Below are 12,592 nucleotides of genomic sequence, written 5' to 3'. Positions count from 1 at the left end.
CCAATGAATGCTCCTGTAATTGACTTTGGTATGAATGACGTCTGCGAACCTTCTTCCGAAGAATCAGTCCGCAGACGCATAGAAGAACATTAATAAAGCTTCGTATCCAGGGTATAACCTTCCAGGTTATCTTTAACCCGCTGCAGGAATCTTCCGCAGATAACCCCGTCCAAAATCCGATGATCGAGGGATAGACACAGATTCGCCATTGAACGAACAGCGATCATGTCATTGATGACCACAGGCTTCTTAACAATGGATTCAAACGTTAGAATCGCAGCCTGCGGGTAGTTGATGATCGGATAGGACAGAATCGAACCGAAGGATCCCGTATTGTTAACCGTAAAGGTACCGCCCTGCATGTCGTCCAGCTTCAGCTTACCTTCGCGGGTCTTGCGCGCAAGGTCCTCGATCTCTCTAGCCAAGCCGGCAATATTCTTCTGATCGGCACGGTGGATGACCGGCGTCAGCACGGAATCCTCCGTTCCGACGGCCAGGGACAGATTGATATCGCGCTTCACCACGATTTTATCCACGGCCCAAAACGAATTCATGATCGGATAATCTTTAATTGCGTTCACAACGGCTTTCAGCAAAAAGGCCAGGTAGGTCAGATTAACCCCTTCCTTACGCTTGAACTCGTCCTTCAGCTGGTTACGGAGCAATACGATGTTGGTCACGTCGACCTCAATCATCGTCCACGCGTGCGGAATCTCCGTCACGCTTTGACGCATGTTTCTGGCGATCGCATTACGCATCGGCGTAACATCGATAAAGTCTTCCGATCGTCCGCCTTCCATTCCTTCCACTTCGATGGTTGGAATTTTCGGCAATTCCGTCAAATGCAGCCCGGAATGACGCACATCCGGAATGGCTGTGCCAAGGGGAGGCGACGGTTCCGCAGGCGTCTGATGCTGCAGCCCTTGAAACGGCGAAGTCCCGCTAGGCTGTATCGTTTCTTTTGGTGCTTGGGCGCTCAGGGCTGATGCTGCCCCGGCAGGAGCGCCGTGGCCTTGGGCTGCTCCTCCCTTTTCAATATAAGCCAATACGTCTTTACGGGTGATTCTGCCGCCCATACCTGATCCCTGTACTCGCGAAAGATCAATCCGGTGCTCGGCTGCCAGTGTTTGTACGGCCGGGGAATACCGGAAACGCATCGAACCCTCTTCGCTGCCGCTTCCCTGATGCTGAATCACGGGAGCATTTGCAGCCGGCTGGTGCGAAGGATCTGCCCCTTGGCCGGAAGCGACAGCGATCCGGCAAATGATCTCGCCAACATTGACGGTCTGGCCCTCCTGGGCAAGAATCTCTCCCATGACGCCGTCCATGGTGGATGGAATCTCGGCATTGACTTTGTCGGTAATGACTTCACAGATCGGTTCGTACTGCTCGATGGCATCCCCCGGCTTCTTCAGCCACTTGGCAATGGTCGCCGAAACAAGGGATTCCGCCAGCTGAGGCATCGTAACATCGGTCAATTTCTGATTTTGTGACATGCTCACACTCCCTGTTCTTAATAAAGCGCCAATTGACGCATGGATTCTTTGACTTTGTCCTTGTTAAGCATGAAGAATTTCTCCATCGGCGGACTGATAGGCATAGCCGGTACATCCGGACCGCACAGGCGCATGATCGGTGCATCCAGATCATAGAGGCAGTGCTCCGCAATAATCGCGGCTACTTCCCCGCCGACGCCGCCGGTTTTATTATCTTCATGAACGATCAACACTTTCCCCGTTGCACGGGCCGCTTCAATAATCGCTTCCCGGTCAAGCGGCTGTATCGTACGCAGATCCAGAATATGCGCGCTGATGCCTTCTTCCTGCTCAAGCTCTTCGGCAGCCTGCATGGCAAAGTGCAGCGGCAGACTGTAGCTGATCACCGTAATATCGGACCCTTCGCGCAGCAATTTCGCTTTGCCGATCGGTACAACGTAATCATCTTCCGGTACATCGCCACTAATCAGCTTGTAGCATTTTTTGTTCTCAAAGAACAGTACCGGATCCGGGTCGCGTATCGCAGCTTTCAGCAGCCCCTTCGCATCATAGGCCGAGTACGGCGCAACGATTTTCAAGCCCGGCGTTCCGAAGAAAACCGATTCCGGGCACTGGGAATGATACAATCCCCCGAATATTCCGCCGCCGATCGGCGCACGAATGACGACGGGACAGCTCCAGTCGTTATTGGAACGATAGCGGATTTTCGCTGCCTCACTAATAATCTGATTGGTTGCCGGGAACATGAAATCCGAATATTGCATCTCGGCAATCGGCTTCATGCCATACATGGCCGCACCGATAGCAACACCGGCAATCGCGGACTCCGCTAGCGGGGTATCAAGCACTCTCATTTCGCCAAACTGATCCATCAAACCCTTGGTTGTTGTAAACACGCCGCCTTTGACGCCTACGTCCTCGCCTAACACGAATACGGACTCGTCACGCTCCATCTCTTCCTTCATGGCCAGGCGAATCGCATCGATATATTCCATTACCGCCATCTTTTACACGCCCCCTTCATCATCGGCATATACGTGAAGAAGCGTATCTTCAGGCTTCGGAAATGGAGCCAAGTCTGCAGATTCCGTCGCTTCTTTGATCTCCAGGTTTAATTGCGCGATCAAATCCTGATCGCGTGCTTCGTCCCAGAGCCCGCAGTCGACCAAATAGTTCTTAAAGCGGGCGACGCCGTCTTTCTTCCAGTTCTCTTCGACCTCTTCTTTGGTCCGGTACGCCAAATCGTTATCCGATGTGGAGTGCGGAGACAAACGGTACATCATGGATTCGATCAGAGTTGGACCTTCTCCGCGAATCGCACGCTCACGCGCTTCCTTCACGGCTGCATAGACCTCAAGCGCATCGTTGCCATCCACTCGAATGCCGGGGAATCCATAACCGAGCGCGCGGTCGCTTACCTTCCCGCTTATCTGTTTATGAAGCGGCACCGAAATGGCATATTGGTTATTCTCGCACATGATAATGACAGGAAGTTTGTGAACGCCCGCAAAGTTGCAGCCCTCGTGAAAATCCCCCTGATTGCTTGAGCCTTCGCCAAACGTTACAAACGATACAAAATCCTTCTTCTGCATCTTCGCCGCCAGTGCGATACCCACTGCATGTGGAAGCTGTGTGGTTACAGGGCTGGAGCCCGTCACAATTCGCAGACGTTTACTGCCGAAGTGTCCAGGCATCTGCCGTCCGCCGCTGTTCGGATCCTCGGCCTTGGCAAAAGCCGACAGCATCAGTTCGCGAGGCGTCATGCCCACTGCCAATACAAATCCATAGTCGCGGTAATAGGGTAAAAAGTAATCTTTCTCCCGGTCGAGGGCAAAAGCAGCAGCAACCTGACACGCCTCCTGCCCGATCCCGGATACGTGAAAATTAATTTTGCCCGCACGCTGCAGCAGCAGGTTGCGCTCATCGAATTTTCGCGCCAGCACCATATATTTGTACATGTCTAGCACTTGTCCGTCGGTCAGTCCAAGCTGCTCATGCCTATTGTTGTTTGCCGTAACCGTTTCATGTTCTTTCATGGAGATCCCTCCTTTATGTGAGCCATGACTTCAGGCTTGATTCTTAGCCTTGTAACCTAAGTTGAAAGGCATTATTTGATCAAGTATTAAAACCTGGTACTAAGACTTGGCTTAATGTTATTATAATCCCTTTCTCGGCAAAAAGAAATGAGGGATTCCACAAAAGGATGTACTTATCCTTACAATCCGATGGCTCGTCCATCCACCGCAAGCATCGCTTCGCCGATGATTTCGGATAAGGATGGATGGGCATGCACCGCCGCTCCCACTTCCCATGGAGTTGCGTCCAGTACTTGCGCCAGTGCCGCTTCGCCGATCAGCTCGGTAACATGCGGTCCAATCATATGCACGCCCAGAATATCCTGCGTCTTCTGATCGGCAATGACCTTCACGAACCCCTCTTTCGTTCCGTGGATCAACGATTTGCCAATCGCCGAGAACGGGAATTTTCCGATCCGGATCTCATGTCCGCGTTCTTTGGCCTGCTTCTCCGTTAGTCCGACACTGGCTACCTCATGACGGGTATAGATACAGCGAGGGATCCATTCACTGCGGTAGGCTTCGGTCTTCTCGCCTGCCAGATGGTTCACGGCTGCTATCCCTTCGTGGCTTGCCGCATGGGCAAGCTGAAGACCCCCGATGCAATCGCCTATCGCGTAAATATGGGGCTCTGTTGTTTGCATATTGGCATTCACCACAATGACGCCGTTCGCAACCCGAACATCGGTATTTTCAAGCCCGATATTTTCAGTATTACCGATTCTCCCGACAGAGAGGAGCAGCTTGTCCGCTGACAATGTTCTGGTATTGTCCTTTTGCTCAATCGTGATGGACACGCTTTGATTCCGAATCTCACAGCTATCGGTTTGAATTGAAACGTTGGTGATCACCTCTACGCCTCTGGCGGTGAGCATCTTTGTCAGCTCACGTCCAATCTCCTCGTCTTCGGCTGGCAGCAGATGGGACGAAGCTTCCACAATCGTGACCTGAACGCCAAAATCATTCAGCATCGAAGCCCATTCCACACCGATTACGCCGCCTCCTACAATGATGATGGATGCAGGAAGCTCATCCAGCTGAAGCGCATGATCGCTTGTCAGTATATGTATGCCGTCAGGCTCAAGCCCCGGTAAGTGACGTGGACGTGAGCCGGTTGCGATGATCAGATGAGTGGGAACCACGGTTTCCATCTCGCCGTCCGGAAGTTCAACCGCCACTGCCCCGCTGCGTGGAGAGAAAATGGACGGGCCGATAACCCTCCCTTTGCCCTGCACAACGGTAATTTTATTTTTGCGCATCAAATATTGAACGCCCTGGTGCAGCTGTTCGACGATACCGTCTTTGCGCTTCTGTACTTTGTCAAACGATAGCCGGACCCCGTCCGTCTCGATTCCATAGCTCTCGCTATCCTTCATTTCCGCATACAGCTCGGCACTCCGAAGCAAAGATTTGCTCGGAATACAGCCGCGGTGCAAGCAGGTCCCCCCCAGTTTGTCCTGCTCGATGATGACCACATTTTTACCAAGCTGGGCTGCTCGGATGGCTGCAACATATCCACCGGTTCCCCCGCCAAGAATTGCTACATCACATGTTATAGCCACAAACGGCACCTCCATAATAAGTCCAGTTATACACTTTCATTGTACTCTCTTTTTTTCGGATTACAAAATCATCATCCATAATGGAAATAGACATTACCCTATGAAAAAGGTATGATAAACGGTAGTTCATTACATCAGTCGCAGGAAGGAATCTTCTATGAAAATGTTAATTTCCCGCTTTATTGCCATCTTGATTTTGGTTATCCCGGGTTTTATGGCAATGAAGGGTTTCTTAATGATGAAAGATGCGGTTTTTCTATATATTTCCGTTCATGGGGATGACAGTGTGGCAAACCCCGCCTTCGGTTGGCTATCTTTTCTTGGTGGGCTGGCTTTGTTTGTCATTGGTATCGGATTCTTGGGCGGCTGGATACTGTTCCGGGACCGCAAGCGAAATTACGTTGGACCAAGATTCAAAAAGAAGCGCCAAGCGCCGAAATCAGGAACGCCATCTAAAAGCTAATCCTTTCAAAAAAACACCGGGGAGCCCTCCCCGGTGTTTAACATATGTTTTGAACTCCGCCGTTTATTCCATCAGTGCATCCTTCAGTTTACTCGACATTCTCGTTTCTCTGGACGTCGCTTTCAGCGCGGTCTTCCGCAGATTGAAATTTTGCTTCGTCAAAGCTTCCAATTCTTCATACATCGCATGGATTAACGTCAGGGCTTCCGGAGATAAGCCTCCCATGGCTTCTACCTCTCGAATACGCTCTTTCCATGCTTCCATCTTGTCACTCATGCTGATCTTCCTTTCAGGGCACTTCCCTCTTATCTTTCTTCTAAATGATAATGATCCTGCTGCTTTCGCTAGCGAACCTTCAAATCGGCGGACAATTCAGCAATCAATTTCGGCATCCAATCGTGCAAATCCCAGAACTTAAAGCCGGCAGCTGCCGCTCTGGCATGATCCATCGTCCAATCTCCCGGAATTCCGAACGGGGACATGTGGTCAGGTGCTGCCGAAGACTGCAGCGGTGCCGACCTTCCAACTTCCTGCTGGATCAGGCTCATCAATTCCCGGACCGAAATCGTTCCGCTGGAGCAAGCATTGACCGGGCCCTCCAATTGAACTTGACCTGCCCATTCCAGGAACGCGGCCGCTTCCTCGGCATGGACAAACGAGATTTGCGCGTCAGGATCAGGCAAACCAATAGGTTCTCCGCTCGCTGCATGCTCAATATGAAAATGCAGTCTTCGCGTATAATCATCCGGTCCCAGCACAATCGGCAACCGGACAGCGGTAACGTTCAGGTTGTGACGACCGAATAATACCGCCTCCGCCTGGCGCTTGCCTTCCTTATAGCTGTAGTCCCCGCTTTCATTCATCATGACAGGGTATCTGTAAGGATCAAAGTCCTCTTCCCTCACCGGATGATCCGCAAAATCATAGACCGATAACGTAGAGGTCAGCACGTATTGTCCAATTCGTCCGGCAAAGATGTCCGCAGCTTGTCCCGCTTCTTCCGGAGTATAACATATATTATCATACACGATATCAAAGTCCTGACTTCCCACTGCCTGTTTTAAACCTTCCGGATCCTTTCGATCCGCGGTAAGCCGCGCAACGGCACCCCCGAATGAATCCTGGTGATGTCCGCGCGTCAAAATCGTAACGGCATCGCCTTTAGCCAGCAGCCGATTAACCAGCCTTTTACCGAAAAAGCGGGTCCCGCCCAATACTAATATCTTTGCCATTTATAATTCCTCCTTACCGGGAAATAAGAATATCGTTAATAGTACCGTACTTTATACATCCTTAACCATTTCATAAAACGATCAGTCCTCTTTTCTCCATCCATATCGAAGACTCCTTCTTTTTTCCTATTTTATATTATGCTGCTTACCTGCTGGAATGTAAAAAACCGACCAAGCTGTTAAGCTCAGTCGGTCTGATGTTTGTATATCGATTCGTTCTAAAACCCCATTTACAAATTGCATCATGGCTTGGAGACCGGTTCATCATCCGCTCTCGGCACCCCGAAATTCGGAGTTCCGTCCTCGTTCCACCGGATGACCTGTACGCGCGTATGCCGATTCGGATCATAGAGTGGATCGCCCACGATCTCCTTGTAACTTCTTGCATGGTACACCAGAATGTCCTGCGAGCCGTCCTCTGAAACCGTGAAGCTGTTATGCCCTGGCCCATATTGTCCATTGGCTTCCGATGTCGTAAACACCGGTACCGGCGACTTGACCCAGGAGCTCGGATTCAGCAAATCGCTGTCCTCATCGGCTGTCAGCAGCCCCATCGCATAATTGTGATCCGTGGCGCTCGCGGAATAGGTCATGAATATTCGCCCGTTTCGCTTAAGAACGGCGGCCCCTTCGTTGACTAGATACCCGATCTTCTCCCAATCGTACTCAGGAACCGATATGCATACCTGTTCTCCTGTCAGGGTCCAGGGATTTTCCATCAATGAAATGTACAGATTGGAATTGCCTGGAATGCCCGGATCCTTCTGAGCCCATACATAATATCGTTTGCCTCTATGCTCAAACGTTGTTGCGTCCAAGGCAAATGATTCCCACTTCGTGATCACTTGCCCCTTCTCCACCCATTCCCCTTCGAGCGGGTTCGCCGAAACGTTCTCCAGTACGAACATGCGATGATCGAACAATCCGTCCCTCGTTTCTGAAGTATGGGCAGCGGCGAAGTACACATACCATTTGCCATCCATATAATGAATCTCGGGTGCCCATATGTTGGCACTCATCAGGCCTGACTCATGCTTGCGCCAGATCGTAATTCCTTCAGCATCCGCAAGCCCATGTATCGTTTGCGAGCGTCTAAGCTCAATACGGTCATACTCCGGGACGGAACCGGTAAAGTAATAATAACCATCGGTATGTTTATAGATCCAGGGATCAGCCCTTTGTTCAATCAGGGGATTTTTTATATATAATTCAGACATGGTGACGACTCCTATACCTTATAGTTTGACTTCCGCTAGCTTTCTATTTTTAATTACTTCTATGAATCCAATCTTCTTGCTATCCTTTGATGCCTGCGTTTAAGTTAATCGACTGCACAAAGTATTTCTGGGCAAACAGGAACAACAGCAGCGTCGGAATGATGGCCAGGATCGCAGAACCCATCAATTGTCCGATCATGCGGTAATTGCCGTAAATGTCCTGTAACAACAGCAAACCTGCTGTGACCGGCATCTTCTCCACATCGGTATACACGATGACGGGCCACAGAAAATCATTCCAGGAACCCGTAAATGAAAACAGGCCGCATACAATCAATACAGGTTTCATGAGCGGCAAAATAATAGAGTAATAGATTCTGAAATCTCCCGCTCCATCCACGCGCGCCGATTCATCCAGATCCTTTGGAACGCCCATCATGAATTGTCTGACCAAAAAAATGTTCCCCATCCCGGCCAAACCAGGAATGATCATCGCCCAAGACGTATTTACCCATCCCAGCGCATCAATGATTTTATAAGACGGGATCAGATTCACTACCCCAGGAAAGAAGGAAATCCCAAGCAAGGTAAAGAACAAGGTATCTCTTCCCTTAAAGTTCATGCGCGAGTATCCATAACCTGTAATGGAAATGACAACGATCACGAGCAGCGTGTGCATCGTTGCAATAAACACGGAGTTCATCAACCAGCGCAGAATGGGCGCGGTCGACGTGTTTTGCAGGATCGTGACATAATTATCAAAAATCCAACTATCGGGCAGCAGTCTGAAACCGCTGGAAACCACCTCAGCCTGGGACCGAAAAGATGTGGTAATGCCAAATATGACCGGAATTGCCCATATCACACACAGTATGATCAGAAATGCGTAAGCTATATATTTTGACACGCTTATGTTGGATGAAGCCTTCTTCGGACCAGAGCGACCAAGCTTGGAATCCGCGTTCACTTCATGTACTACCGGGTTCGACATTGCACAGTACACCTACCTTTTATCGTTTCCGTCGTTTGCAAGCTGATCATGCAGCTAGGACGCGTTTCGGTTCATCACATAATACTGAAGGGCTGAAATGACGAGAATGACCAGTCCGAGCAAAACCGCCATCGCGGAAGCCATTCCCGCAATCGATTCCCCGTGACCGAAGGCCAGCTGCCGGATATACATCATCAATACGGTCGTGCTCTGTCTGGGGCCTCCGTCCGTCATCATTAATGGCTGACCGAACACGTTAAAGGCTCCGGCTGTCGTCATAACAAAGGTATAAATCAGCGGAAAACGAATGGAAGGCAGTGTAATGCTTGAAAATCTGCGAACAGGCCCAGCTCCATCCATCTCGGCCGATTCATACAAATCCTTGGACACTCCGCTTATGGAAGCCCGGTAGATAATCATGTTGCCACCGACTCCGCCCCACACCGTAATGACAATGATGATCAGCCAGGCATAGGGCTGGTTGGCCGCCCAGACCGTTTCGGAGCCGAAAAGATTATTCGTGATCCCAAGCTGCTTATTGAAGATTAAAGACCAGATCAGTGCCGCTGCGGAAATCGAAATGAGTCCGGGAATATAGAGGATGGACTGAATCACATTTTTCATTTTCACTTTTTTGTGTTCCAGCGATACGGCAATCATTAACGGTATGATGATTAATATAGGTACGCTTAGCACGACAAAGATGAGCGTATTTTTTAATCCGTTCATAAATTGGCTATAGAAGGTGGACTCCGTGTCAAACAGAATCGTTTTATAGTTGGCCAAGCCGACCCATACAGGGTCATTAATCAGATTCCATTGCGTAAAGGAAGCATAGATTCCGTATAGGGTCGGCAATAGAATAAAGACGATAAAAAGTATCAGATGGGGACCTACAAAGAAATAAGGCGTCAACGACTTCTTATTCATACCCTTTCATTTCTCCTTTGGAAAAGAAAAGTGTCTTGTAATCAAGGACACTTTTCTTTTTTTCAATCTGCTCTGCTGTTATTTACTTTGCAGCACTATTGCCTTCCTCGATTTTATCCTCTACAAATTTCTGCATCGTCGCCAGGGTTTCGTCGATATCGACATTGCCTCGTACGATATCCGCTGCATATGTATCCACAGCCTCCGCTACATATGGATAGTATTCGTAGGTGTAAATGTACAAGGATTCAATTTCTTTTTCGTTGGAGGTAAAGAATGACTGAATATAATTACTGTATTCCGGGCTCTCAATGACTTGTTTACTCGCTACGATCTGCCCCGCTTTTGCCCACTCAATCGAGTTTTGGCGAATGAATTCCAGGAACTGGCCGATGGCCTGCTCTTTTTCATCCGTTCTCTTATCGTTCTTCAACATGGAAAATAAGTGCGAAGAGGCCCGATTCGTATACTTATCAGCACTCGTCGAATAAATGTTCGTAACGCCAAAGTCCAATCCATCAACAGTTGCATGTGCCGTCGAGCTCCATGTGCCGTCTGTGGAAAATAAAACGTTTCCAGCTTGGAACATCAGATAGCCGTCCTCACCAAAAGGGGTCATCAAGCCTGCATCCGATATTTTCTTAATCTCCGTGAATGCTTGCTTCATGGCTTCTGTATTCACGGCCGGCTTGCCGTCTTGTTGAATGTCGCCGCCCAGGTTCTGGATTTGAGCCAACACAACCCAGCCCAATAGAGCGTCATTAATAACGTAATCGCCTTCATCCAACTTGCCTTGCAGCGACAAAATTTCATCAATGGTAACGACATCATCATCCAGGAAGCTTTCAACATTGTATTTTTTGAGCAAATTTTTATTGTAATACATCGCATTGCTGTGAATATCAAGGGGTACTGTATATTGGGTGCCCTCTACGTTTCCTGTTGCCCAGGCCTGCGGCAAATAATTATCCGCTTTCAATTCTGGCTGAGCTTGCATGACTGCCGTCATCGGCTCCAACACACCTTGCTTAACAAAGCTAGGAACGCGGTCCGCGTGAATAATGGACAGATCAGGAACGCCTTTGCCTGAATTTAGAACTGTAGATATTTTTGTATACATATCCGAGGTAATCACATGCTTCACTTTATACTCGGGATTGGTGGCGTTGTAATCTTTCACAAGCTGATCCATGTAAGCCCCGTCATCACCCGTCAAAGGCGTCCAGAAGGTAATGGTGTTCTTGTCCCCGCTGCCACATCCCCCTAGTACGGCTACCGCTAACAATACAAGTATCAGTGAAACCCCCATTTTTTTCTTCAACAAACTCTCCTCCTATTACTAATCATTTGGTTAATCATTTACCGGCCTGGATCATGAAAACGATTAACTTTGGTTCAGTATACACTCGTTTTGAAAACGGTGTCAATAACATATATATAAATCTTCATAACTTATTTTTCGTTTGATTAACTTTTATATTAATCATTAGATTGGAATTTTGTTGTATTAAATGGTGAGATTTATATACAGGTTAATAAAGCATGTGTTATGATACATATAAGTTAATGAACTTGGTTTATGAAAAACTTGTTGAAAGAAGTGGTCATATGCAATTGGAAATAGACAAGTCATCGCTTGTGGTTTACGAGGCTTTGGCCAGCGAAGTTCGAATCAAGATTATCCAGCTGCTCTCCAAAAACAAAATGAATATCAAAGATTTGGCCCAAGAACTTCAAATCAGCAGTCCGATTGTGACAAAACATATTAAAAAGCTCGAAGATGCAGGCATTATCCGGACAGAAAAAGTACCGGGAAAATCGGGACAGCAAAAAATCTCGATCCTGAAGGTGGATCATATCGAAATCAACTTCCCGAAAAAGATTTTTCATTCCTTTGCTTCATATGAGGCTTCCGTGCCGATCGGGCATTATACGGACTATGACCTGAAGCCTACCTGCGGCCTTGCTACCGAGAAGGAATTTATCGGGCGGGTTGACGAACCCAAATACTTCATGGATCCCAAGCGTGTGGATGCAGAAATTCTGTGGTTTACCGAGGGCTTTATCCAATACAACATCGCGAACTTCCTTCAAAAGGATGAAAAGCTGCAGCAGTTCGAAATCAGCTTGGAGATTTCCTCAGAATTTCCTTTTTCCAATGATGTCTGGCCTTCCGACATCACGTTCTCCTTAAACGGGATCGAACTTGGCACGTGGACAAGCCCGGGGGATTTCGCGGATACGAGGGGGAAGTATACGCCTGCATGGTGGCCGCACAACATCAACCAATACGGTCTGCTAAAAACGATACGAATTACAAGCCATGGTACTTATATCGATGGCGACCCGCTCTCTGCTGTCTCCATAGATGATTTGGATGCAACCTGTGATCGCTGGACCTTTCGAATTGAAGTGAAGGAAGATGCAAAGCACGTGGGAGGTGCCACATTATTCGGCAAGAAGTTCGGAAACCACGAGCAGGATATCCAGTTCAAAATGTATTATCTGTGAGGCCAATCGAAGGTAGCTAACACCGAAGGTTGTTCACCTGTTAAGTTACCTAAATGAAAACAAACCAGCCGGATTAACGGCTGGTTTGTTTTGTTGGAAGTCCATCACAAACATA

The 12,592-nt window shown here is 48.6% G+C and carries 12 protein-coding genes; 2 read left to right on the top strand and 10 right to left on the bottom strand.

Annotated features, from left to right (window positions below; genetic code table 11):
• Positions 1-89 precede the first annotated feature (89 nt).
• The 4 genes from ACQKPA_RS20360 to lpdA form a co-directional block, all read right to left on the bottom strand.
• Positions 90-1,496 carry a dihydrolipoamide acetyltransferase family protein gene (locus ACQKPA_RS20360; RefSeq protein WP_427494310.1) on the bottom strand — a complete coding sequence of 469 codons (1,407 nt, stop codon included), beginning with the start codon at positions 1,494-1,496 and terminating at the stop codon, positions 90-92.
• 17 nt (positions 1,497-1,513) lie between these two features.
• Positions 1,514-2,500 carry an alpha-ketoacid dehydrogenase subunit beta gene (locus ACQKPA_RS20355; RefSeq protein WP_427494309.1) on the bottom strand — a complete coding sequence of 329 codons (987 nt, stop codon included), beginning with the start codon at positions 2,498-2,500 and terminating at the stop codon, positions 1,514-1,516.
• Between the two features lie 3 nt (positions 2,501-2,503).
• The gene (locus tag ACQKPA_RS20350; protein ID WP_427494308.1) at positions 2,504-3,532 is read right to left on the bottom strand and encodes a thiamine pyrophosphate-dependent dehydrogenase E1 component subunit alpha; all 1,029 of its coding nucleotides are present in this window, start codon (positions 3,530-3,532) and stop codon (positions 2,504-2,506) included.
• Positions 3,533-3,711: 179 nt separating this feature from the next.
• Positions 3,712-5,133, bottom strand: a complete 1,422-nt coding sequence (gene lpdA / locus ACQKPA_RS20345; protein ID WP_427494307.1) for a dihydrolipoyl dehydrogenase — start codon at positions 5,131-5,133, stop codon at positions 3,712-3,714.
• A 157-nt stretch (positions 5,134-5,290) separates the two neighbouring features.
• On the opposite strand from lpdA, the gene ACQKPA_RS20340 reads away from it, so the two are divergent.
• The gene (locus tag ACQKPA_RS20340) at positions 5,291-5,596 is read left to right on the top strand and encodes a DUF2627 domain-containing protein (protein WP_071223872.1); all 306 of its coding nucleotides are present in this window, start codon (positions 5,291-5,293) and stop codon (positions 5,594-5,596) included.
• Positions 5,597-5,659: 63 nt separating this feature from the next.
• Here ACQKPA_RS20340 and ACQKPA_RS20335 read toward each other — a convergent pair whose 3' ends face one another.
• From ACQKPA_RS20335 to ACQKPA_RS20310, 6 genes are all read right to left on the bottom strand, one after another.
• Positions 5,660-5,872, bottom strand: coding sequence for a hypothetical protein (locus ACQKPA_RS20335; protein WP_427494305.1), 213 nt, complete (start codon positions 5,870-5,872; stop codon positions 5,660-5,662).
• A gap of 68 nt (positions 5,873-5,940) precedes the next feature.
• Positions 5,941-6,828 carry an NAD-dependent epimerase/dehydratase family protein gene (locus tag ACQKPA_RS20330; RefSeq protein WP_427494304.1) on the bottom strand — a complete coding sequence of 296 codons (888 nt, stop codon included), beginning with the start codon at positions 6,826-6,828 and terminating at the stop codon, positions 5,941-5,943.
• A 242-nt stretch (positions 6,829-7,070) separates the two neighbouring features.
• Complete coding sequence (locus tag ACQKPA_RS20325; RefSeq protein WP_427494303.1) at positions 7,071-8,045, bottom strand: glycoside hydrolase family 43 protein; 975 nt, start codon at positions 8,043-8,045, stop codon at positions 7,071-7,073.
• Between the two features lie 79 nt (positions 8,046-8,124).
• A complete protein-coding gene (locus tag ACQKPA_RS20320) occupies positions 8,125-9,036 on the bottom strand; it encodes a carbohydrate ABC transporter permease (RefSeq protein ID WP_216530927.1) in 912 nt (303 codons plus the stop codon).
• A 54-nt stretch (positions 9,037-9,090) separates the two neighbouring features.
• Positions 9,091-9,966, bottom strand: a complete 876-nt coding sequence (locus ACQKPA_RS20315) for a carbohydrate ABC transporter permease (protein WP_427494302.1) — start codon at positions 9,964-9,966, stop codon at positions 9,091-9,093.
• Positions 9,967-10,048: 82 nt separating this feature from the next.
• Complete coding sequence (locus ACQKPA_RS20310; protein WP_427494301.1) at positions 10,049-11,290, bottom strand: extracellular solute-binding protein; 1,242 nt, start codon at positions 11,288-11,290, stop codon at positions 10,049-10,051.
• Between the two features lie 284 nt (positions 11,291-11,574).
• On the opposite strand from ACQKPA_RS20310, the gene ACQKPA_RS20305 reads away from it, so the two are divergent.
• Entirely contained in the window at positions 11,575-12,477 is a 903-nt protein-coding gene (locus tag ACQKPA_RS20305; protein WP_194541877.1) for an ArsR/SmtB family transcription factor, read from the top strand.
• The last annotated feature ends 115 nt before the right edge of the window (positions 12,478-12,592 follow it).

Source organism: Paenibacillus sp. NPDC093718 (assembly GCF_050279985.1).
Taxonomy (GTDB): Bacteria; Bacillota; Bacilli; order Paenibacillales; family Paenibacillaceae; genus Paenibacillus_AQ.
The sequence above is the reverse complement of the archived record's forward strand: the minus strand, read 5'-3'. Positions and strand labels throughout refer to the sequence as shown.

Bases quoted from the DNA above. Each gene is read 5' to 3' on its own strand.
- ACQKPA_RS20320 (WP_216530927.1), bottom strand. From the start codon at position 9,036: ATGTCGAACCCGGTAGTACATGAAGTGAACGCGGATTCCAAGCTTGGT.
- ACQKPA_RS20305 (WP_194541877.1), top strand. From the start codon at position 11,575: ATGCAATTGGAAATAGACAAGTCATCGCTTGTGGTTTACGAGGCTTTG.
- ACQKPA_RS20315 (WP_427494302.1), bottom strand. From the start codon at position 9,966: ATGAATAAGAAGTCGTTGACGCCTTATTTCTTTGTAGGTCCCCATCTG.
- ACQKPA_RS20350 (WP_427494308.1), bottom strand. From the start codon at position 3,532: ATGAAAGAACATGAAACGGTTACGGCAAACAACAATAGGCATGAGCAG.
- ACQKPA_RS20340 (WP_071223872.1), top strand. From the start codon at position 5,291: ATGAAAATGTTAATTTCCCGCTTTATTGCCATCTTGATTTTGGTTATC.
- ACQKPA_RS20335 (WP_427494305.1), bottom strand. From the start codon at position 5,872: ATGAGTGACAAGATGGAAGCATGGAAAGAGCGTATTCGAGAGGTAGAA.
- ACQKPA_RS20325 (WP_427494303.1), bottom strand. From the start codon at position 8,045: ATGTCTGAATTATATATAAAAAATCCCCTGATTGAACAAAGGGCTGAT.
- ACQKPA_RS20355 (WP_427494309.1), bottom strand. From the start codon at position 2,500: ATGGCGGTAATGGAATATATCGATGCGATTCGCCTGGCCATGAAGGAA.
- ACQKPA_RS20360 (WP_427494310.1), bottom strand. From the start codon at position 1,496: ATGTCACAAAATCAGAAATTGACCGATGTTACGATGCCTCAGCTGGCG.
- ACQKPA_RS20330 (WP_427494304.1), bottom strand. From the start codon at position 6,828: ATGGCAAAGATATTAGTATTGGGCGGGACCCGCTTTTTCGGTAAAAGG.